The organism is Ensifer sp. 2TAB8 (genome assembly GCF_052115125.1).
Taxonomy (GTDB): domain Bacteria; phylum Pseudomonadota; class Alphaproteobacteria; order Rhizobiales; family Rhizobiaceae; genus Ensifer.
In genome coordinates this window covers 896,131-917,092 of sequence record NZ_JBFRGB010000001.1, presented here as the reverse complement: position 1 = coordinate 917,092, position 20,962 = coordinate 896,131, and the positions used below count along the sequence as shown (strand labels likewise).

General features: G+C 63.4%; 24 protein-coding genes. 5 read left to right on the top strand and 19 right to left on the bottom strand.

The window, feature by feature from the left end; genetic code table 11:
• Nucleotides 1-29 precede the first annotated feature (29 nt).
• Complete coding sequence (locus AB4Z53_RS04520; RefSeq protein WP_441594926.1) at nt 30-1,088, bottom strand: peptidase M14; 1,059 nt, start codon at nt 1,086-1,088, stop codon at nt 30-32.
• Between the two features lie 171 nt (nt 1,089-1,259).
• Here AB4Z53_RS04520 and AB4Z53_RS04515 point away from each other — a divergent pair, with 171 nt between their 5' ends.
• Both AB4Z53_RS04515 and AB4Z53_RS04510 read left to right on the top strand, forming a co-directional pair.
• Complete coding sequence (locus tag AB4Z53_RS04515) at nt 1,260-1,886, top strand: glutathione S-transferase family protein (RefSeq protein ID WP_223726168.1); 627 nt, start codon at nt 1,260-1,262, stop codon at nt 1,884-1,886.
• 155 nt (nt 1,887-2,041) lie between these two features.
• On the top strand, nt 2,042-2,506 hold the full coding sequence (locus AB4Z53_RS04510) for a hypothetical protein (RefSeq protein ID WP_223726169.1): 465 nt from the start codon (nt 2,042-2,044) through the stop codon (nt 2,504-2,506).
• A 203-nt stretch (nt 2,507-2,709) separates the two neighbouring features.
• On the opposite strand, the gene AB4Z53_RS04505 is transcribed toward AB4Z53_RS04510, so the two are convergent.
• The 5 genes from AB4Z53_RS04505 to AB4Z53_RS04485 all read right to left on the bottom strand — a co-directional run bounded on the left by AB4Z53_RS04505 (nt 2,710) and on the right by AB4Z53_RS04485 (nt 5,362).
• Nucleotides 2,710-3,123 (bottom strand): GFA family protein, encoded by a 414-nt coding sequence (locus AB4Z53_RS04505; protein ID WP_441594923.1) that lies wholly within the window; start codon nt 3,121-3,123, stop codon nt 2,710-2,712.
• 125 nt (nt 3,124-3,248) lie between these two features.
• Nucleotides 3,249-3,716 (bottom strand): SRPBCC family protein, encoded by a 468-nt coding sequence (locus AB4Z53_RS04500; RefSeq protein WP_113536731.1) that lies wholly within the window; start codon nt 3,714-3,716, stop codon nt 3,249-3,251.
• Nucleotides 3,713-4,042 carry an ArsR/SmtB family transcription factor gene (locus AB4Z53_RS04495; RefSeq protein WP_113536783.1) on the bottom strand — a complete coding sequence of 110 codons (330 nt, stop codon included), beginning with the start codon at nt 4,040-4,042 and terminating at the stop codon, nt 3,713-3,715. Before AB4Z53_RS04495 ends, AB4Z53_RS04500 begins: the two co-directional genes overlap by 4 nt.
• Before the next feature lie 124 nt (nt 4,043-4,166).
• Complete coding sequence (locus tag AB4Z53_RS04490) at nt 4,167-4,901, bottom strand: SDR family oxidoreductase (RefSeq protein ID WP_441594921.1); 735 nt, start codon at nt 4,899-4,901, stop codon at nt 4,167-4,169.
• 92 nt (nt 4,902-4,993) lie between these two features.
• Complete coding sequence (locus AB4Z53_RS04485) at nt 4,994-5,362, bottom strand: Atu4866 domain-containing protein (protein WP_441594919.1); 369 nt, start codon at nt 5,360-5,362, stop codon at nt 4,994-4,996.
• 127 nt (nt 5,363-5,489) lie between these two features.
• On the opposite strand from AB4Z53_RS04485, the gene AB4Z53_RS04480 reads away from it, so the two are divergent.
• A complete protein-coding gene (locus tag AB4Z53_RS04480; protein WP_441594917.1) occupies nt 5,490-6,404 on the top strand; it encodes a LysR family transcriptional regulator in 915 nt (304 codons plus the stop codon).
• A gap of 83 nt (nt 6,405-6,487) precedes the next feature.
• Here AB4Z53_RS04480 and AB4Z53_RS04475 read toward each other — a convergent pair whose 3' ends face one another.
• Nucleotides 6,488-7,246: an alpha/beta fold hydrolase gene (locus AB4Z53_RS04475; protein ID WP_441594915.1), complete on the bottom strand. Its 759-nt coding sequence runs from the start codon at nt 7,244-7,246 to the stop codon at nt 6,488-6,490.
• Between the two features lie 148 nt (nt 7,247-7,394).
• On the opposite strand from AB4Z53_RS04475, the gene AB4Z53_RS04470 reads away from it, so the two are divergent.
• Nucleotides 7,395-7,841 (top strand): MarR family winged helix-turn-helix transcriptional regulator, encoded by a 447-nt coding sequence (locus AB4Z53_RS04470; protein WP_113536782.1) that lies wholly within the window; start codon nt 7,395-7,397, stop codon nt 7,839-7,841.
• A 59-nt stretch (nt 7,842-7,900) separates the two neighbouring features.
• Here the strand turns inward: AB4Z53_RS04470 and AB4Z53_RS04465 are convergent, their stop codons facing one another.
• The 5 genes from AB4Z53_RS04465 to AB4Z53_RS04445 form a co-directional block, all read right to left on the bottom strand.
• The gene (locus AB4Z53_RS04465) at nt 7,901-8,644 is read right to left on the bottom strand and encodes a class I SAM-dependent methyltransferase (protein WP_441594912.1); all 744 of its coding nucleotides are present in this window, start codon (nt 8,642-8,644) and stop codon (nt 7,901-7,903) included.
• 12 nt (nt 8,645-8,656) lie between these two features.
• Nucleotides 8,657-10,219, bottom strand: coding sequence for a glutamine-hydrolyzing GMP synthase (gene guaA / locus AB4Z53_RS04460; protein WP_291150167.1), 1,563 nt, complete (start codon nt 10,217-10,219; stop codon nt 8,657-8,659).
• 112 nt (nt 10,220-10,331) lie between these two features.
• Nucleotides 10,332-10,970, bottom strand: a complete 639-nt coding sequence (locus AB4Z53_RS04455; RefSeq protein ID WP_441594910.1) for a 5'-methylthioadenosine/S-adenosylhomocysteine nucleosidase — start codon at nt 10,968-10,970, stop codon at nt 10,332-10,334.
• On the bottom strand, nt 10,967-11,419 hold the full coding sequence (locus tag AB4Z53_RS04450; protein ID WP_113536723.1) for a PaaI family thioesterase: 453 nt from the start codon (nt 11,417-11,419) through the stop codon (nt 10,967-10,969). The genes AB4Z53_RS04455 and AB4Z53_RS04450 overlap by 4 nt, the downstream gene beginning before the upstream one ends.
• 77 nt (nt 11,420-11,496) lie before the next feature.
• Complete coding sequence (locus AB4Z53_RS04445) at nt 11,497-11,949, bottom strand: TspO/MBR family protein (protein WP_441594907.1); 453 nt, start codon at nt 11,947-11,949, stop codon at nt 11,497-11,499.
• 83 nt (nt 11,950-12,032) lie between these two features.
• Between AB4Z53_RS04445 and AB4Z53_RS04440 the strand changes: the two genes are divergently transcribed.
• Nucleotides 12,033-12,587, top strand: a complete 555-nt coding sequence (locus AB4Z53_RS04440; RefSeq protein WP_113536721.1) for a GNAT family N-acetyltransferase — start codon at nt 12,033-12,035, stop codon at nt 12,585-12,587.
• A 45-nt stretch (nt 12,588-12,632) separates the two neighbouring features.
• Here AB4Z53_RS04440 and AB4Z53_RS04435 read toward each other — a convergent pair whose 3' ends face one another.
• From AB4Z53_RS04435 to AB4Z53_RS04405, 7 genes are all read right to left on the bottom strand, one after another.
• Complete coding sequence (locus AB4Z53_RS04435; RefSeq protein WP_441595229.1) at nt 12,633-13,721, bottom strand: DUF1513 domain-containing protein; 1,089 nt, start codon at nt 13,719-13,721, stop codon at nt 12,633-12,635.
• Nucleotides 13,722-13,800: 79 nt separating this feature from the next.
• The gene (locus tag AB4Z53_RS04430; protein WP_441594905.1) at nt 13,801-14,790 is read right to left on the bottom strand and encodes a magnesium transporter CorA family protein; all 990 of its coding nucleotides are present in this window, start codon (nt 14,788-14,790) and stop codon (nt 13,801-13,803) included.
• A gap of 207 nt (nt 14,791-14,997) precedes the next feature.
• Nucleotides 14,998-16,116, bottom strand: a complete 1,119-nt coding sequence (locus AB4Z53_RS04425) for an imelysin family protein (protein WP_441595228.1) — start codon at nt 16,114-16,116, stop codon at nt 14,998-15,000.
• Complete coding sequence (locus AB4Z53_RS04420; RefSeq protein ID WP_441594903.1) at nt 16,113-17,642, bottom strand: di-heme oxidoreductase family protein; 1,530 nt, start codon at nt 17,640-17,642, stop codon at nt 16,113-16,115. Before AB4Z53_RS04420 ends, AB4Z53_RS04425 begins: the two co-directional genes overlap by 4 nt.
• A gap of 49 nt (nt 17,643-17,691) precedes the next feature.
• Complete coding sequence (locus tag AB4Z53_RS04415; RefSeq protein ID WP_291150182.1) at nt 17,692-18,972, bottom strand: imelysin family protein; 1,281 nt, start codon at nt 18,970-18,972, stop codon at nt 17,692-17,694.
• A gap of 190 nt (nt 18,973-19,162) precedes the next feature.
• Nucleotides 19,163-20,452, bottom strand: coding sequence for an RsmB/NOP family class I SAM-dependent RNA methyltransferase (locus AB4Z53_RS04410; RefSeq protein ID WP_441594901.1), 1,290 nt, complete (start codon nt 20,450-20,452; stop codon nt 19,163-19,165).
• Between the two features lie 134 nt (nt 20,453-20,586).
• On the bottom strand, nt 20,587-20,961 hold the full coding sequence (locus AB4Z53_RS04405; RefSeq protein WP_441594900.1) for a septal ring lytic transglycosylase RlpA family protein: 375 nt from the start codon (nt 20,959-20,961) through the stop codon (nt 20,587-20,589).
• Nucleotide 20,962 lies beyond the last annotated feature (1 nt).

Genomic DNA, 20,962 nt, shown 5'->3' with positions numbered 1-20,962 from the left:
GACACCTTCACGCCGTCCCGGGATTGCTCTCAGGCCTCGAGTGGTCCTGGCTTGCGCGCAGCGCTGGAAGCCGTGGCGCAGGCGATCTTCATCAGGTCCGAACGTCGCCGCGCAAGCCGCGTCGAGACGCGGGTGACGATCAGCCCATCCTGCGGCGCGCGAACCTCCAGCGCACCGTCGGGCCGGCCTGGACGGGTGAGAATGGTCGCGAGCAGGTCGCCGGCCTTCACTGTCTCGCCGATATCGCGATGGAACAGGATTGCGCCCGCCTCCGGTGCGCGGATCATCTCGATATTGTCGAGCGGCGCGACGATGCCGGCGAAGGGTGCGATCGTTTCGTCGTCACCGGCAACAACGCCGCGGGCGACGAGGAAGCGGAAGACACCGTCGGCGTCCTTGCGCGCAAGCTCCGGATAGACGTCGCGTGTGCCGCGAAGCTCGACGGTGACCGAAAGACGTCCCGGAAGGCGTGCCTTCTTCTGCCCGCTCTCGTATTTCCAGGCATAGGCGACGGCCTCCTCGAAAGCGGAGCTTTCGCCATCCGAGAGGAATACCGCCTCCATGTCGAGCGCCGAAGCGAGGTCCCCCGCCTCCGGCCAGAAGGCGTCGTCGATATAGGCGTATTGCAGCGCCTCGTCGTCGCAGTGAAGGTCGAGCATCAGGTCGGCGCCGAGCGCCATATGCAGCAGCTGCCGCTTCAGGCGATCTGTCGCCGAGTAGCGGTCGAGATCGTCGATCAGCCGGTCACGGTCGCCAAGAGCGATTAGCGGGAAATCGCGGTTGAAGTTGGTGCGCGATCCCAGGTCGAAGCGCCCCTGCAACTCGCCGAAATGCGACTGCGCCGTGCCGATCGGGTTTGCCTGCGGCACGACGGTGATGTCGCCAAGTATGGCGCCGTCTTTCTCCGCCTGCTCCAGCTTTTGCAGGAGGAAATGCGCCAGCGCGGTGCCGGGCAGTTCGTTGGCGTGCAGCGCCGCCTGGATATAGGTCCTGGGTGCCGCAGCGCTCCTGCCCTTGAAGCGGTAGACCGGCAGGCGCCATTCGATACCGGGCGTATCGCCGGCGATGATGATTTCGGAAATGTCCATGGGGCTCCTCCCGTATCGTTTATTGCTGGCGCTTATCGGCATTCCCACCACACTCCGCAAGTCGCTAAGAACAGGGGTGCGGTCTTGGCTTGCGCTGAAGCTGCTTTGACTTTGACACGAGGGGGAGGGCTGTTGTCCCCTGAGACCGTTCCAGAGGGAGGAGCTTGAACCATGATCCTGATCGGCCAGTATGACTCGCCTTTCGTGCGTCGCGTCGGCATTGCGCTGGTGCTCTATGATATCCCGTTCGAACATCGCCCCTGGTCGTCCTTCGGCAATGCGGACGCGCTTCGCGCCTACAATCCGCTGACGCGCGTGCCGACGCTGGTGCTCGACGACGGGACGGCGCTGACGGATAGCCATATCATTCTCGACTACCTCGATAGCCTCGTCTCGCACGATCGGGTCATGTTCCCGCGAACCGAGCCGGCGCGACATCGGGCGCTGAGGATCGCTACGCTTGCCACGGGCCTCGGCGACAAGGCCGTCAGTCTCTTCTATGAAAAGCGCCTGCACGGTGAAGTCTCGGCTGTCTGGGTCGATCGATGCCGCCGCCAGATCGAGGAAACGCTTGCCGTACTGGAAGGAAGCCGCGCGGAAAGCCAGAGCGAGTACTGGTTCTCGGAGCGCATCGGCCATGTGGATATCGCCGTTGCCGCCGTGTTGCGCTTCCTCAACGAGGTGCATCCCGAACTCGTCGCGATTTCCAGCTACCCCCGGCTGCACGCGCATGCCGGGAAGCTGGAGGCGCTGCCCGTTTTCCAGGCGATCAGCCAGCCGTTCATTCCACCGGCCTGATGCAATTGTCGAGGGTAGTCGGCCCGGCCATGGCGAACCAGGCAGCCGGCGAAAGTCTTCCATCATCCGGTCACAAACGGGGAGGATTCTTTCGGTGAGGCCGGCGTTCAAGAGCCTCTTGGGCGTTTGATGCCTCTTGAAAAAGGGGAATTCCCATGAAGATTACCCGTATTGCAGCAATTGCCGCCCTCGCGTTTTCCCCCATCCTTCTGACATCCCCCGCGCACGCGTTGAGCATGACCGAATGCAGCGCGAAATATAAGGCCGCGCAAGCCGCCGGCTCGCTCAACGGGATGAAATGGAATGACTTCCGCAAAGCACAGTGCGGAACCGATACCGCTGCCAAACCCGCAGCCATGACGAGTGAAGAACCAACGGCCGCCAACACCGACAACGCGCCCGAGCCGGCGGCGACGACCGCAAAGGCGCCGAAGGGCGTGGTTTTCCCGAAGGCAGTCGATCCGAAATATTCAAGTGAATCCGCTGGAAAGGCGCGCATGCACACCTGCCTCGACCAGTACAAGGCCGACAAGGCAAACAATTCCTTGGGCGACCTTACCTGGATCAAGAAGGGCGGCGGTTACTACAGCATGTGCAACACGCAGCTGAAACACTCCTGAGGTCAGACATTCGCGAAGCGACATCAGCGAGACCGGTGTCGCTGCCTGATATCGTGGCTGCCTTTGGTTGCCGTAGTCGGTGCGCGACCAAAGGCCAGCCATGACGTGCCATTCTCCTCGGCGGGCGGCGCTGCATCGCGCGTAAGACGCAGCACGCCAGTTCGAGATCGGAACCTAGACCGGCGGCGCAAGGCGTTGCCGCCTCAGGCCGGCGGCATCTTCTCGAATTTCACCAAGGCCGGATCGAGGTGGTCCCAGGCATGGCCGCGGATCGCATAGGTCACCGCCTGCGGCTTGTAGCGGCCGGGATCGTCCAGGCTTGCTGCGCGAACGCTGAAGAACTCCGGCATTGCCGAAAAGGTCATGTAGACGGGCGAGCCGCAGGTGGGGCAGAAACCGCGCGTCTTCACATGACCGCTGTCGGCGACCATGTCCCAGTGCGTCGCCTCGCCTTCGAGTTTCACGCCGTCGCGGCGGAAGGTCATATGCGATCCATGCCCGGTTCCGCTTTCGTGCTGGCAATCAAGACATTGGCAGTCGTTGGAGAAGACCGGTTCTCCGGAGATTTCGTAGCGGATCGCACCGCAGGCGCATCCGCCGATATAGGCCTTGCTCATACATTTCCTCCTGTTGCGGGCACGGCAAAGCCTGGCGCGCGGCCGCAAGTGCGACGCCAACCATTGTCTTTGCCTGTTTCGGGTTTGTGAGGTGCCGGATCGCCGTGACGATCCGGTTTCGGCTTTCAGTGCTGTTCGTCGGAGACGGCGCCGAGGCGCGACAGGACCTTCGGCCAGCCGTTGCTCATGTTCGCGTAGGCGCTGTCGTTCTTCGGCGTGACGAAGCCGGAATGCACCAGGCGCAGCCGGGTGCCGGTGTCGACCTTTGTCAGTGTCCAGGTGACGACGGTATCGAGGCGGGACCCGTAGCCGGCATTGCCTTCATGCCCGCCCTGCCAGGAGTAGACGAAGCGCTCATGCGGACGTACCTCCAGGACCTGGCAACGAATGGTCCCGTCCCAGGCGCCGGCGGGCGTCGTCTGGAAAGTGAAATGCGTGCCTTCCACCGCTTGAAACCCTGCCGGCGGCATGATCCAGCGGCCCATCAATTCGCCGTTGGTCAGCGTTTTCCAGATCGTCTCGGGCGTATGCGGAAAGACCTCGTCGACGACGATATCCTGCGTCTCGAGTTTCAGAGCTGCTGCGTCGGTCATGGATCGATCTCCTTGAGAAGAGTGCGCAGATTGGCAAAGCGGTCGCGCCAGAAGGTGCCGTAGTGGCTCATCCAGTCGACCAGCGGCGCCAGGCCCTCGGGCTCGGCGCGGTAATAGACGTTGCGGCCCTCCGGACGCTCGGCGACGAGACCCGCCTGCTTCAGCGACTTGAGGTGCTGCGAGATCGCCCCCTGCGTCACACCGCTGCCGCGCGTCAGTTCGACGACGGTGATTTCCTCGGCATTGGCGATGCGCTCGAACACGGCGCGACGTGTCGGATCGGCAAGGGCACGCATGACGGCGGTGATAGGGGCGGTTTCGATCATCATGGCTAAATCATTAGTACATACTGATTGATTAGTCAACACTATTGATTAAGGCGGCACTTCCGAAATGAAAAGGCACGCCCGAGGCGTGCCTTCATGCCGGATTGCTTGCCGCCGGCGCACTTCAATGCGGGCTCGCCGTCGGGCGCACGATGATCTCGCTGACGTCGACATCAACCGGTTGGCCGATGGCATAGGCAATCGAGGAGGCGATGGCGTCCGGGCTGATGCAGATGGCCCGCCATTCCTTCATCGCCGCGCGCGCGGTGGTATCGCTGATCGTATCGGCGAGCTCGGACGTCGTCGTCCCGGGCGAGATGACGGTGACGCGGATGCGATCAGTCTCCTGCCTCAGGCCATCGGAGATGGCCCGGACGGCGAACTTGGTCGCGCAGTAGACGGCGGCCGTCGGCGACACCGAATGCCCACCGATCGAGGAAACGTTGACGATCTGCCCGGACCCTTGCGCACTCATGATCGGCAGGGCCGCCGCAATGCCGTAGAGAACGCCCTTGATGTTCACGTCGACCATGCGGTCCCACTCGTCGACCTTGAGTGCCGCCAACGGCGACAGCGGCATTACGCCGGCATTGTTGACGATGACGTCGAGGCGGCTGAATTCGGCTTCGGCAAAGCGGGCAAAGGCAGCGACGTCATCGCGGTCGGTAACGTCGAGCATGCGAAAGCGGATCTCGCCGCCGGCGGCGGCGATTTCATCGGCGATGCGCTCCAGCCGATCGGACCGGCGGGCGCCGATTACGACCCTGGCTCCGGCGGCCGCCAATGTCTTCGCGGTGGCTTCGCCGATGCCGCTGCTTGCGCCGGTGATGGCCACGACTTTTCCTTGAACATTCTCCATGGTTATTGTCCTTTCGAGGGGTCCGTTTGTGGTTGGGGTGTGGTTCGTTCCACTTACCGGCAGAGGGGCGTCGATTGCTCGGGGGAGGGCTATCAGCGGCGGCGAAGGATCATGCCGCCATGGTGCAACGTGTCACGGTCGACGAAGTCGCCATCCGCCGTGAAGCCGGTATCGTCCCGGTACTCGATGTGCGTCCCGGTGATTTCGTAGCGCCCGCGATAGGCGCTCTCCCGTGTGCCTCGGGCCTCGTCGTAGCGCCCGCTCGCCAGCAGTTCGTGACGCACGTAACCGTCGTCGGTCACCCACATGCCCACATATGGGTGTTCTGCCGTTTCGCTTTCACTGTGCTCCACTTGGGCATTCTTGCCCGGTGTCTTGCCGCCTGCCTCCGCCGGGGTTGCGTTGCCTGCAGTGACGGCCAGTGCAAGCCATGCGGCTCGCGGAAATAGGGAGGTCGCCATGTCTGTCTCCATCTCGTTCGGTCCGGCGTAGACGCTTTGCCTTTGCTCCGGTGAAGCAGAAGATAGAAAAGGCGATCTGATCGATCGAGTTGCCAATCGGGGATGACGTGGTTAGAAATTCTAACCAATGACCGATACACTCGAAGGAATGTCCACATTCATCGCCATCGCCGAGGCGCGCAGTTTTCGCCTTGCCGGCGAGCGGCTTGGCGTCACCCGCTCTGCCGTCAGCCAGGGCTTGCAGCGGCTGGAGGATCGCCTGGGTGTGGCGCTGGTTCAGCGCACCACCCGAAGCGTCCGCCTGACCGAGGCCGGCGAGCAACTTTATGCCAGCGCTCGCCCGGCTCTGACGGACCTCGCGACGGCGCTGCAGGCGGTGACGGAACTGCGCGCGCGGCCGCGCGGCCGGCTTCGCGTCAGTGTCTCCTCGATTGCAGAGAGCTTCCTGTCGGGCGCCGCCTTGGCTGCGTTCATGGAAGCTTACCCCGATATCAACCTTGACCTCACCGTGACCGATGAGGAATACGACATCGTGCGCGAAGGCTTCGACGCCGGCGTTCGGCTCGGCGAGGTCATCGAACAGGACATGATCGCCATTCCGGTATCGCGGGAGCAGCGGCAGGTGGCCGTGGCGTCGTCGCGTTACCTCTCTCGCTGCGGCGCGCCGCAGCACCCGCGCGATCTCGTCGCACACACCTGCATCGGCTGGCGTGCGCGGCCGGATATCGCCCCCTACCGGTGGGAGTTCACGGAGGACGGCCGTGACTTCGATGTCGCCGTCGAGCCGCGGGTGACGACCAACGACATGAACACGATGGTTCGGCTTGCCTGCGCTGGCGCCGGCATCACCTTCGGCATGCGCGAGACCTTCGAGCCCTATATGGAACGGGGCGAACTGACGCCGCTGCTGGAGGCGTTCTGCCCGCCATTCCCCGGCTTCTATCTCTATTATCCCCGCCGACAGCAGCAGCCTCAGAAACTGCGCGTGCTTATCGAGCATCTGCGAGAGTGGAGCCGGCAGCACCCAGCCGGTGTCCGCTAACATCTGCCGAGCCGCTTCGGAGACAAACACAAAGGGCGGAGCTTCGCGCTCCGCCCCTTTGTATCGCTGTCGGTCGGCGTAGCCTATTCGCCCGCTTGAGCCGCCTGCTCGATGAGCGCCGCAACGGCGTCCGGCTTCGAAACGTAGACGGCGTGGCTGCCTGCAGTTTCGACAACAGTCGAGCCGGCGCGTTTGGCCATCTGGCGCTGGGCAGCCGGCGGGATCATGTGGTCGTCGGTGGCGACGAGGTAGAAGCTCGGCTTTTCCTTCCAGGCCGGCGCGGTCACAGTGCCGGCGGCCGCTTCGACGCCCCAGGGAACCTGGGAGTCGGCCATGAAGGCCGCAGTCCCGGGATCGACATCGGCCGCGAAGGCTGCGGCGAACTTCGCCTTGTCGAGCGAAAGGAATCCATCCACCGGCGGCAGGATCGGCGGAACGGGTGCACCGGCCGGCGGGTTGGCGATGAGTGTGGAAACCGACTCGCCCTTGTCCGGCGCGAAGGCGGCGATGTAGACGACGGATTTTACCTTCTCGTCGGTGCCGGCTTCCGAAACGACCACGCCACCATAGGAGTGGCCGACGAGCACGACAGGGCCGTCCTGCGCGGCGATCGCGCGCTTGGTAACGGCGACATCGCCAGCAAGCGTCAGGGTCGGGTTCTGCACGATGGTGACGTTATAGCCGTCCTTCTTGAGGATTTTGTAGACGCCCTGCCAACCCGAGCCGTCGGCGAAGGCGCCGTGAACGAGCACGACATTCTTGGCGGCGGGGGCGGCCTGGGCCGGGGTGAGTGCGCTTGCGGAGAGGGCGAAAGCGGCGGCGGTGATCAGGGACTTGAGCATTTCGGGTCTCCTTGTTTGATTTATTTCGCGGCAATTATTATCGCGATAATCATCGTATACGCCGACTCAATTTTCTTGTAAAGAGATTTATTATCGCGATATTGATTTTCGCAGCAGGAAACCCTCACTGTGCCGCAAGGAGGCTGAGATGCCGGAAGAACCGACCACGCTGCCGCTGGACAGCCAGCTCTGCTTTTCGATCTATTCTGCGTCGATCGCCATTAACCGCGTCTACAAGCCGATGCTCGACGCGCTCGGCGTGACCTATACTCAGTATCTCGTCTTGAGCACGCTCTGGGAAAGGGATGGTCTGACGATCTCGGCGATTGCCGATCGACTGGGCCTTGAATCGAGCACCATCACGCCGGCCGTCAAACGGCTGGAGGCCGCCGGTTTCCTCGGCCGGCATCGCAGCGTCACCGACGAGCGACAGGTGGAGGTTCACCTTTCGGCAAAGGGACGCGGCCTGCATGTGAAGACCGGTTGCCTGACCGATGCCCTGCTGGAGAATTCGGGCTTCACCGTGCCAGAGATGATCGACCTCAACGAACGGGTCCGGAAACTGCGCGATGGAATGCGCGACGCGGTGAAATAGCGGCGACACGCCTGCGTGGATTTTGAAGGGTGGAAGCGCGGTGCCGGCCTGCGGCGAGCCTAGCGCAGCCGGCCGATCGGAATGATCTCGGGTTCGGAGGCTCCGAAAGGCCTGCCGTCCCAGCCGCCAAGCCAGGTTTCGACCACAAGTCCGGCTTCGTCGATCATCGCGACCAAGTCTTCATGGGACGGGAAGGCGATTTTCGACCGGGCCGTGTAGGCGCGTCCGTCCGCTGCGACCCGATAAAATGTTCCATACTCCACGACGCCCGTGGCCGGGTCGTGCTGCACATCGTTCCAGGCGAGGACCTGGCCGAGGACCGGATGAACGATATCCCGTTCGGAACCGGCCGGCGTCCATTCCCGCCATTCCTCGACCTGCGGATTGCGGCTGTCGAAGATGAAACGGCCATCGAGCGAGAGATGCGCCGCGATGGTCTTGAGTGCGGCGAGTTGATCCTCTCTGGTGAGGAAAACCTGGAAGGCATGGCCGCTGAGCAGCACCATGTCGAAGGTCTCGCCAAGGCGGATGGTCCGGCCGTCGCCCTCGACCCAGCGCACCCGGTCACCACCGGGCCTTTGTCTTGCGACATCCAGCATTGCGGCCGCCGGATCGACGCCGACGACGCGCTTGCTGTTATCCGCCAGCGCGGCTGTCAGCATGCCGGTGCCGCACCCGAGATCGAGGAACGAGGTGCGGCCCGCGGCCATGGTCTTCAGATATTCGGAATCGGCGGTCCAGCCGTTCTCGATGTCGTAGAACTCTACAAGCCCTGGATCGTTATAGAGCTGGTCTGACGGCATCGAGGCGACTGCTTATTCCCACTCGATCGTGCCCGGCGGCTTCGAGGTTACGTCGTAGACGACGCGGTTGATGCCGCGGACCTCGTTGATGATGCGCGTTGCGGCGCGGCCGAGGAATTCCATGTCGTAGTGGTAGAAATCTGCCGTCATGCCGTCGACCGACGTGACGGCGCGCAGCGCACAGACGAACTCGTAGGTGCGGCCATCGCCCATGACGCCGACGGTCTGCACCGGCAGAAGCACGGCGAAAGCCTGCCAGATGGCGTCGTAGAGGCCGGCCTTGCGGATCTCGTCGAGATAGATCGCATCCGCTTCGCGCAGGATTTCGAGCTTTTCGCGGGTGATGCCGCCCGGGCAACGGATGGCGAGGCCCGGACCCGGGAAGGGGTGGCGGCCGATGAAGCTGTCGGGCAGGCCGAGCTCGCGGCCGAGCACGCGCACTTCGTCCTTGAAGAGTTCGCGCAGCGGCTCGACGAGCTGCATGTTCATGCGTTCGGGCAGGCCGCCGACATTGTGGTGCGACTTGATCGTCACCGACGGGCCGCCGGTGAACGAGACGCTTTCGATGACGTCGGGATAGAGCGTGCCCTGAGCGAGGAAGTCCGCGCCGCCGAGCTTCTTTGCCTCTTCCTCGAACACTTCGATGAACAGGCGGCCGATGATCTTGCGCTTGGTTTCCGGGTCGCTCTGGCCTTCCAGTTCGCCGATGAAGCGGTCGGATGCGTCGACGTGCAGGAGGTGCAGGTTGTAGTGCTCCTCGAACATCGCAACGACGTTCTTCGCCTCGTCCTTGCGCATCAGGCCGTGGTCGACGAGGATGCAGGTGAGCTGGTCGCCGACGGCCTCATGGATGAGGAGTGCGGCGACCGAGCTGTCGACGCCGCCCGAGAGCGCGCAGATGACCTTCTTGTCGCCGACTTGGCGGCGGATCGCTTCGACCGCCTTGGCGCGGTAGGCCGACATCGACCAGTCGCCCTTGATGCCGGCGATCTTGTGCACGAAGTTCGAAATCAGCTTGGCGCCATCGGGCGTGTGCACCACTTCCGGATGGAACTGCACGGCGTAGTACTTGCGCTTCTCGTCGGCGATGAAGGCGAAGGGAGCATTGGCCGAGGTTGCGACGACCTCGAAACCTTCGGGGATCGCGGTGACGCGGTCTCCGTGCGACATCCACACCTGGTGGCGCGAGCCGACCGACCAGAGTCCTTCAAACAGCGGGCAGTCCTTCTCAACTTCCAGGAAGGCGCGGCCGAACTCGCGGTGATGGCCGCTTTCGACCTTGCCGCCGAGCTGGGCGCACATGGTCTGTTGGCCATAGCAGATGCCGAAGACGGGCAGGCCGGAATCGAAGATCGCCGAGGGTGCGCGCGGCGAGCCGATGTCGAGCGTGGAGGCCGGGCTGCCGGACAGGATCACGGCTTTCGGCTTCAGTCGCTGAAAACCTTCTTCCGCCGACTGGAACGGCACGATTTCGCAATAGACACCGGATTCGCGGACGCGTCGGGCGATGAGCTGCGTCACCTGGCTGCCGAAGTCGACGATGAGAACGGTGTCGGGATGGGCTGTCTGGGTCATTGGAAGCCTTCAAACAAGCTTGATCATGGCGAGCCTTTAATGAAAGGCCGCCATCAGCGCAACGATTCAATTGCACCCGGACAATTCCGGGGTTTCAGAGCGGGATGGGCATCTAGAGCCGGATCACGCCGCTCGAAACCGCATTCTCCATCCGGTCGATCACATCAGCAAGTTTCTCGTCGATGATGTGGAGATATTCCGTCCAGTCGTTGACGTGCTTAAGCTCCGCCTTGCCGTCGGAAATGCCGCGAAGCGCAATCAAGGGAACGCGGAAGGATTGGCAGGCGCGTAAGACCGCGAAGGTCTCCATCTCGACCATGTCGGCGTCGATTGCGTGATAGGCTGCGCCCGAGACGATGTTGGCGCCGGTCGAAAGCCGCGCCTCCGGCACACCAGGGATGCGCAACGACAGCGGAACCACGGCAGGCAGGTCGAGAAAGGGCGTTCTCCCCTTCTCGAAGCCGAGCGGCGAGGCATCCATGTCGCGGTAGCCGACGGAGATAGCCTGGTAGACTTCCGTCTGTTCGAGCTTGGCTGCACCCGCCGAACCGAGGGAAACGACGAGATCGGGCAGTGCCCGCTCGGCCGTGAGTTCGGCAAGCGTGCGCGTCAACACGACGGCCGCCTCGACCGGACCGACACCGGTCATCAGCGGCTTGATCCGTTCTTTAAGGTGCGGGCCGTATTCGGCATCCACGGCCATGACGTAGAGGACCCTGCGTCCGGCGACGTCCTTGACGGCAAAACTCATCCTTCGATACCCTCGCGTCCGCGCACCACCATCATCGTCCCCGTCATCGACGCGATCAGCTTTGCCGGCCCATCGGAGCGGATCGCATAGCCGCGGCCGTCGGAAACGATGATCGTCGAGCCGGGCTTGGTGACTTCGCCGCGGAACAGGAATCGCTCGCCGCGCCCCGGCGAAAGCAGGTTGACCTTGAACTCGATCGTCAGGATCGAGGCATCCGGGTCGATCACCGAATACGCCGCATAGGTGCCGGCCGAATCCAGTGCCGCCGAGATCACGCCCGCATGCAGGAAACCGTGCTGCTGCGTCAGCTTCTCGTCGAAGGGCAGCTCGATCTCGACCGTGCCCTGTTCGACGAGCGTCAGCTCCGCGCCGATCGTGCGCATCGCCGCCTGCCGCGCAAAACTGTTGCGGATGCGGTTTCGGAAATCGGGGGGATCGCGGTCGTCCATCAGTCCATAGGGCCTTTATTGTCGATGGCATCATTATGCCTGCCGGACAGTGGCATGGTCGTGAAGGTCCGACAAGTTCAATTCATGAGCAAAATCGCGCTGTTGAGTACCGTCGCAAACGCAACCCAGGCGAGATATGGAAGGAATAGCAGGGCCGAAATGCGGTCCTGTCGCCAGCTTGCGATGGCGAAGCCGGCAACTGCGATCAGGAGCGCGATGATGACGATCAGGGCCGAGGAGATGTCCTGCATCCCGAAGAACAACGGGGACCAGAGGAAGTTGAGGATCATCTGCGCCAGCCAAAGGCGCATGGCGGCGGTTCGGCGATGGTCGAGAAACATCCGGGCGCCGACAATGCCGATTATCACGTAAAGGATCGACCACACCGGCGCGAAGACCCAGTTCGGCGGATTGAAGGCTGGTTTTGCCAGCGACTGGTACCATTCTCCGGGGATGTTGTTGTAGCCGATGAGAAGACCGAGGCCGAGAACGGCGGCGACGAAGACGATGTACACGATGGTTCTGTTCATGGCTTCGACAGATAGAACAGAGTTTCAGCCTTTCCATGGGGCAGCCGTTTTGAAGCCACGATGTGCCACCTATATCATGGGCCATGAAGAGCTTCAGACGCATCGATATCCGACCGGCCGGGCCGGATGACATCATGATGATCGCCTCCGTCATCGTCGAAAGTTGGCGATCGACGTTTCGCGGACTGATTTCCGACGCTTTTCTCGATGGCATGAGCGTCGAGGAACAGGCGCTGCGCCATGCAAGGCGCATGCGCGTCGCCGATGTCTTTCATATGGTCGCAGTCGACATGAGCACGAACAGGGTGATCGGCTTTGCCAATTATGGAAAGGCCCGCTCGATGCCTCAGCGGTTCGATCGTGAGCTCTATGCGCTCTACATCCTCAAGGAATTCCAGGGTGCTGGCATCGGCTCGGCGCTGGTGCGCAGCGTTGCCGGCCACTGCCGGGAGCTGGGCGGCAAGTCTCTGTTTGCCTGGGTGCTTTCCAGCAATCCGAACCGGGCATTTTATGAGCACCTCGGTGCGGTCGCCGTCGGCCAGGGTCAGGTTAGCCTCGGCGGCGAAAACCACGAGCAGACCGCCTATCGCTGGGACGACCTGGTTAAGCTCTCCGGCGCGGGTCGCTTTTCCGCTTGAGGGAGTTGAGACGCGAGATGTCTACGAATTTTTGCCGGAGTTGCTTCAGCTGCGGCCGAGCCGGACGATGTGCTGGTCCCAAGCAACGCGGCTCTGGCTATCCTTGAAGTGGCCGTCATAGGAGGAGACGGCGAAGCCGTGATCGGCGCTGGCAACCCCCGCCGCATCGGCGACGCGTTCTTCCTTCAGTACCGCGCCGCTCCGGGCATCGAGCGTCACCGCCACGCCGCCCTTCGGCGAAGTCAGCCCGATCAGCCCCTCGTTCCGGTTGACGGCGATCGCGCCGACATAGTTCGCCAGCGCTTCCGTCGTGCGGTCGGGCAGCGACAGGAATTTCAGGTCCTCGCCTTTGGAGAAGGATCCGACGAGCGGCGGCAGGTCGTTGCGCGCGCCTTCGTACTGGCAGGCGAACCAGATCTCACCCTTCGGGCCGATATCGACATGCCGGGTCGAAAGGCGGCTGAGATACTCAGGCAGGCGGTGCTTCTGCACGAGCGCGCCGGTTCGCGTATCGACCAGCGTCAGGCTCGGCTCCATATGGTCGAGATTGAGCTTGGTACGGCCGAAATCCGGATGGGTCTCGATGCCGCCATTGGCAATCGCCAGCAGTTTCCCATCGGCGCTCAGCGTCATGTCGTGCGGGCCGATGCCATAGGTCGGGAATTCGCCGATGCGGGCGAAGTTGTCGGTGCCGTCATAGATGCCGACCATGCCGCGATTGGCGGCAAAGTCGTTTTCCGTGGCGTAGAGCAGCTTGCCGTCTGCCGAGAAGCAGCCGTGCCCGTAAAAATGCCGGCCGTCGGTTGCGGCGATCACCACCGGCTCGGCCGCGCCGTCGGTCGAAAGGATCATCGCATAGGTGCCGGGCCTGCGGGCGAAGGCGACGGCGCGGCGGCTGACCGGCGAATAGGCCATGCCATGCGCGCGTGCCGGCAGCGCGGTGCGGTCGATGATGTCGCCGGCCTCCGTGAGCGTCGCAACGCCATAGCTCCCATCCGGCGCCATGAAGGCCGAGGCAAAAACGGCATCGGCTCTGCCAAGGGCGAAGGCTCGGTCGGGCAAAAGGCTTGCCACCCAGGCCGCGCCCGCCATTTTCAGGAAACTGCGCCGGTCCATCAGGCCCGTGGCCGCCATCATGCTGTCGTCTCCACCAAGGCATTTTCAGGCAGGCGGCGACGCCTGGCGCCGCCGCTTGTATTAGCGAACGACGTGGTCAGAGCCAGCCCCGCCGCTTGAAGTAGAAATAGGGCACGATTGCCGAGATCACCATCAGCATCAGTGCCGCAGGGTAGCCGAACTCCCACTGCAGCTCCGGCATCACGCCGAAGTTCATGCCGTAGATCGAGGCGACCAGTGTCGGCGGCAGGAAGACGACGGCGGCGACAGAGAAGATCTTGATGATCTGGTTCTGTTCGAGGTTGATGAGACCGAGCGTCGCGTCGAGCAGGAAGTTGATCTTGTTCGACAGGAACAGTGCATGGTCGCCAAGCGAGGTCGCGTCCCGCTGGATCAGCTTGATCCGCTGCCGGCTTTCTTTTCCTGACTTGCGCGGCCCCATGCCGTCAAGCGCCACATGATAGGCGACGAGCCGACCGATGCTGACGAGGCTTTCCCGGATGACCGTCAGGAGGTCGCCCTTCTGGCCGATCTGCTCGATCAGCGACTGCAGGTCGCGCGTCTTCTTGGTGGCGCTGGCATTGGTCTTGCGAAACACGTCCCGCGAAATACCGTCGACTTCGCTGCCGGCCCGTTCCAGCGCGTCCGCCGTGCGGTCGATGATCGCTTCCAGGAGGCCGAGCATCACCAGTTCGCCGCTCTCGCAGATCTGGCCGTTCGCCTTCTGGATGCGGTTGGAGAAGGTCTGGAACGGCTTCGGGTCCGCATGGCGCACCGTGACCAGCGTCGTGCCCTTGAGGATGAAGGTCACCGGCACCTTGACCGGATAGTCGCTGTCGAGCTTGGCAGCCGCCGTCATCGTCATGAACTCGGCGCCGGCCTCCTGGTAGAGGCGGTCGGAAAGCTCGATCTCCTGCATCTCGTCGCGGGTCGGGATCTCGATGCCGAGCTGGCCTTCGACGAGCCGCGTTTCCTCGACCGATGGATTGAAAAGGTCGTACCAGATTGCCGGCGTCGGCAAGGCAATGCCATCGATCATATCGACGAGCACGAGGTGGCTGTTCTGGCTTTTGTAGATGCGCAGCATTTTGGGCTCCATAGGGCGAGTCATCCGACCGCCTGAAGCCCTGATCAATCAGGACCGGACGGCCGTGAGCGTGAAGGCTCGACTTCGACTGTCGGGGTTCATTGGGAGTTGGTCCTTGTGGTGAAACGTGCCCGCGAGAGCGGACACGGAAAGCGCTTTGCGCCTAAAAGCCTTGATTGTCAACACTCTGCCAGCGCGGCCGTTTTGTCAGTCGCCGTCGGCGAAGGAGAACCCTGCGCCAAGCCCGATCGCGCCGCCGAAATCGTTGTTCAGGCGGTTGAGCAGGTCATTGGTGTTGAGCGACAGGAAGGCGAGCTTGGCGCGCTTGTCGTCATCGGCCAGTGCCGCATCCATCGGACCGTCGATGTTGCCGGCCGCGCCGATCACCGACTTGAAGACGAAGTCGGCCGAGCCCGCCACGGAGCGGCTGTCTTCCGGCAGCAGGCTTTGCATGTCGGCGGCATCGAACAGCGTCTTCAGGCCCCGCACGTTGGCGGCGATCGAGGCCATGGTGTTGCCGGAGCGCCAGTAGATCGCGAGCTTCGGATGGCCCTTGTCGTTCTTGCCCTCGTAAAACGGCTTCAGTCGCTGGTCCTTCACCGTCTCGACGCCATGGACGAGAATACCGAGCAGTTCGGTGGCAGCCTCGCGGTTGTCACGGAATTCGGGATTGTCAGGGCCTGGATGTTTCCAGGCCGCCTGAATGCCGTCGGGCTTCTGCCAAGCGGCCAGGAACTCGTTGGCGATGATGTCGAGGTTCCTGGTGATCGCAAGGCCATAGCGGCAGCGGAAGTCACCTTCCTTGTTCAGAAGCGTCTCGGCGCCGGTGCCGTAGAGCACGTATTCGAGCGCGCCGAGGCCTTGCGCTGCGACGCTCTTGCCCTTGAGCTTGACTTCGTCCGCTGCGCTTTCGTCCTTCTTCAAAACGATCGCCTGCACCTGCTTCAAGCCCGTGCTCTTGCGATCGGGGTAGAAGAGGAAACGCTCGAAGCGGTTCTGTTCGAGGGCCGGGCCAAGCCGCACGACCTCGATCGCCGACCAAGCGCCAACCAGGTCGGAGAACGCCCGCTGCGCGTTCTGGAGAGCCGGCTGCGACGGCATCTCGCAGAGCTTGGCCGTCGCCTGCGTCGCGGCCGCGGTCTTTTCCGTGAGCTTGCGATAGCCCGGGATGATGAAGTCGTCGACGGCCTTGGTCATGACGGTGGGCACGGCGGCCTCGTTGACGACGCGCGGCGAGAGTGCGCTTCCTTCCTGGGCCATTGCGGGCCATGCGGCCGTCAGTGTCAGGGCGAATGCAAAAGTGAGCGTATGTTTGGGGGACATCAGAGAGACTCCAGGAAGGCAAGGAGATCGCGGCGATCGCTTGCGGCAAGGGCGGCGAAAGCGTCTCGGGCCTTCTGCCCTTCGCCGCCATGCCAAAGGATCGCTTCAGTGAAACTGCGTGCGCGTCCGTCGTGCAGCAGGAAAGTGTGCCCACTGACGGTCTTCGTCAAGCCGATGCCCCAAAGCGGCGGCGTGCGCCACTCACTTCCGCTTGCAACGCCCACCGGCTGCCCGTCCGCGAGCCCTTCGCCCATGTCGTGCAGCAGGAAATCGGAATAGGGCCAGATCAGCTGGAACGACTGCGCCTTGTTGGCCGCGTCGCGGCGGGTGACGAATTTCGGCGTATGGCAGCTGGTGCATCCGAGATCGTAGAAGACCTTCTTGCCGCTGAGCGTTTCGGCAAAGCTCGCCTTGCGTCGCGCCGGCACGGCAAGGTTCTCGGAATAGAATGTAACAAGGCCAAGCACCGGATCGGGCGCCTCGGTCGGCCCGAGGCGCGCCTGCACCCCGGTTGCCATCGTCAGGCACTTTGTCTGGGCCGGCGTGCAATCGCCATGCGGCCGGTCGGCGTCCGGGGAAGAGATGCCGATATCGGTGGCGAAGGCATCCGCGCTCTGCTGCCGTACGGTGGCGTTCTGCGCCTTCCAGCCGAAGCGACCGAGCATCAGCGTGCCGGTCCTGGCATCCCGCGTCAGCGCCGGTCGGCCGCTGATCCCGTCGCCATTGGCGTCGTCAGGATCGGCGAGCGCCAGAATATCCGCCTCGTGGATCGCCTCGATCAGGCCGAGCCCGATCATCGGCTGCGCTACGCGCGGCGAGAGCGTTGTCGCCGGATCGAGCGGTCCATAGGCGAGGTCCGCCACCGTGTAGCTCGGCCGGCGCAGCGAAACCGTCTCGCCGTCGGGGAAGGTGAAGGGTTCCTCGGTGTAGCTGACCTTCAGATGCCCTTCAGCCGCAAGGCCGGGCACGGCGCTATCCTGAAGCTGGGCGCCATAGACCGGGTCCGGGAAATTCACGACCCGATGTGTCTCGACCAGTCGGCGTTCCTCGTCGTCGCGCGGCGGGCGCGCCAGGCGGAAGAACATCGACGTCGTATCGTTGGAGCCTTCGGGCGGGCGACCGCGCCCATCCTTCAGGTGACAGCTCTGGCACGCCCGCGCGTTGTAGAGCGGACCAAGGCCGTCGGAGGCCTGGGTGGAAGACGGAGAGGAAACCCAGAGCTTGCGAAACAGCGCATTGCCGAGCTTGAAGCCTTCTTCTTCCTGGAAAGTGAGATTGGCCGAGAACTGCGAGAAGCTGTCGGCGTTCACAGGCGCGATCGAGGTCGCAGCCCCACCGGACATGGCCTCGAAGCTTTCCGCCTTGGAGAAATCATCGGTCGGCCGCGTCACCGCTCCAACGCGGTTACGATCGGCAGTGTTGAGGTCGGTGCGTTCCGTTGGAAGGTCGTCGCCGGCAGCGGCGGGCAGCGCCGTGGAGAGCGCCTGAGCAAGAAGCAGAGCGAAAAGGCGAGAAGCGCCAGGATTCATCGGTGGAGGACCGGGCCGCACCGGTCTCGATGCGGCCCGCCTTTTCAGCTTATTTGAAGACGGCGTTAGGATTGTCCAGGCTGTCTGAACCTTCAAGCTCGATCGTGCCGAGATCGAGCGACGCAATGACGCGCTGCACGGTCTTCGCCTGGGCGATCAGGCCGTCGATCGCGGCCTGAATGGTGGCGTTGCCCTCGGCATTGCCTTCGCCGATCATCTGGTCGTAGGCCTCGGTCGTTTCCGCGCGCTTGGCCATCGCCTGCATCTTCTCGACCGTGGTGGCGAGGTTGCCCGCCATCTCCTTGTCGAGCGCGGCATCCTTGGCCGCGACGAGTTCGGAGAGCGACGGGCCGGTCATCTTCGTGCCGTCGACGCGTGTGTATTCGCCGGTATAGGCCGACTGGATGCCGATCGCGTCATGCAGATGCGAGTTGTGCGTGTTGTCGGAGAAGCAATCATGTTCTTCCTCCGGATCGTGCAGCAGCAGGCCGAGTTTCATGCGCTCGCCGGCAAGTTCGCCATAGGAGAGCGAGCCCATGCCGGTGAGGATGGCGACGAGGCCGGCCTTCGGATCGGCCTCGACCGCCTTGGTCGCGGCGCCGTCCGGCGTCCAGTTTGCGAGCATTTCCTTGAGGTCGGCGACGAGGAGCTCGGTAGCGGCCTTCAGGTAGGCGCCGCGGCGATCGCAGTTGCCACCGGTGCAGGCCTTGGTGTCGTAGTCCGTGTACGGGCGGTTGCCGGCGCCAGCCTTGGTGCCGTTCAGGTCCTGGCCCCAGAGCAGGAACTCGATCGCGTGGTAGCCGGTCGCGACGTTCGCCTCGATGCCGCCGGCTTCCTGCAGCGTACCCGCCAGGAATTCCGGCGTGATGTTGGTGGCATCGACGTCCTTGCCGTCGATCTTGATCGTCTTGTTGGCGATGACGTTGGCGGTGAAGAGCGCGTTCTCGTCGCTTTCGCTGCCGTAGCTCGGGTCGACATAGTCGATCAGGCCTTCGTCCAGCGGCCAGGCATTGACCTTGCCTTCCCACTCGTCGACGATCGGGTTGCCAAACCGGTAAACTTCGGTTTCCTGGTAGGGGTTGCGGGCCTTCTTCCAGGCGTCGCGCGCAGCCGTCAGCGTTTCCTCGCTCGGCGTCGCGATCAGCGCGTCGATCGCCTTGTCGAGGGCTTCTGCGGTCGTCAGCGCATCTTCGAACTTGGCGTGGGCGACGGCGGTGTAGTGCTTCACGACGGCGGCGGCGTCGGTTGCGGCGTGGGCCGGCTGCAGGGCCAGAGCCGACGTTGCCGTCATGAACGCCAGCGTGGCGCCGCGGATGAAATTCTTGGTCATGACCCTCTCCTGTTGCTTCCTTCGGCGCAGCCGAGCGAGCCCGCAAACGCGGTGTCGTTCAGGCGTCGGGCCATGAGAAAAGGCCCCAGCCGGGCCCGCTTCTCATGAACCAAAACTAAACTTGTGTCAAAGTGTATAGTTTAGAACGTTTTCAATCTGATGCGGGGCCTTCGGCGACCTGCAAAGGGCCTCAGCCCTTGCGTTGCATCAGGCAGAAGAAGAAGCCGTCCGTGCCGGTCGAGGCGGGCGTCAGCGTCACGGTCTTCATGTCGGCCGACCAGGGCTGCGGCTTGTCGGTACCGAACAGCGTCGCCCAGATATCGGCCGCCGACAGGATCTCGAATTCCGGATTGTCTTCGCAGAAGCCGTAGACCTGGGCTTCGTTCTCCTCGGGCAGCACCGAGCAGGTGACATAGATCAGGTGGCCCCCGGGACGCACGAACTGTGCGGCACTCGCCAGCGCCTCTTCCTGCTGGGAGATACGCTCTTCGAGGTTCTTCTGGTTGAGCCGCCATTTGGTGTCCGGTCGCCGGCGCCAGGTGCCGGTTCCGGTGCAGGGGGCATCGACCAGCACGCGGTCGAAACGGCCGGCAAGCGGCGCGAGGCTGTCTGCGGACTCGTGCACCTGGACATTGCGGGTGCCCGCACGCTTCAGCCGCTCGATGATCGGCGCGAGGCGCTTGCGGTCGGTGTCGTAGGCGTGCACCTGACCCTTGTTGTTCATCRCCGCCGACATGGCGAGCGTCTTGCCGCCGCCGCCGGCGCAATAGTCCAGCACCTGTTCGCCTTCCTGCGGGTAGGCGAGATCGGCGACGATCTGCGAGCCCTCGTCCTGCACTTCGAACCAGCCCTTCTGGAAGGAAAGCTCGGCCGTCACGTTCGGCAGGCGCGAAGCGCCTTCGCCGGCGGGAATGCGGATGCCGTTGCGGGCGATCGTCGCGGCCTCGGCGCCGCTACGCTCCAGCGCCTTCAACACCTTGGCGCGTGTGGCTTTCAGCGTGTTGGCCCGCAGGTCGAGCGTCGGCCGGCCGGCGAGCGCTTTCGCTTCGTCGAGCCAGTCGTCGGAGAAGTTCTCTTCGAAGGAGGCCTGGGTCCACTCGGGGATATCGCCCTGCACATAGGCGGGCGCGTCTTCGAGCCTCCGCGTCGTGAAGGCCTGCATCCGCTCGGCGGAGGGGGCCTCCGGCGCGAACTTGTCGCCGTCGAGTTCGGCTGCGAGCTTGTCCGGGGTGAAGCCCCATTGCCGGTACATCACGGCATGGCCGAGGGCCGACGCGCTGTCGCTGTCCATCAGGTAGGCGTGGGAGAGTTTCATGCGAAGGGCGTCGTAGACGATGTTGCCGATCGCGGAACGGTCGCCGGATCCGGCGAAACGGTGGGAGAGGCCCCAATCCTTGAGCGCGTCGGCGACCGGGCGCTTCCGCTTTTCGATATCCTCAAGAACCTCAATGGCTCCAGCGAGCCTGCCGCCCAAACGCATCTTCGATCAACTCCTTTTTCGCCGTGGTAGCGGCGATGGCATCGAAGAGCAAGACGGCGGCGCAGATTAACCGTCGAGAACGGTCTTTCTCAAGTAAACCCACCCGACTACTGGCCGGATGTCAGTATTCAGGATCAGGAGTTGATGACGCGGTAACAGACGCTGGCGGTGCCGGAGCGGACCATGCCGATCTGTGAGGCTGCAGCCTTGGAAAGATCCATGACGCGTCCGCGAATGAACGGTCCACGGTCATTGATCCGAACGACTACGGTCTTGCCGTTGCGCTTGTTGGTGACCTGAACCTTGGTTCCGAACTTCAGGCTACGATGGGCGGCTGTCAGGTGCGCGGCATTCATTCGCTCGCCTGAGGCGGTCTTGGAACTCAGCGCATACCAGGATGCGCCGCCGCAGCCGGCGCCGGCTGCATGGCTATCGGAAACGGAAACGAGACCGATAGCGGTCGTGAACAGCGCTGCAGCGGCAGCAGTCTTGAACTTCGCTGGCGTCAAA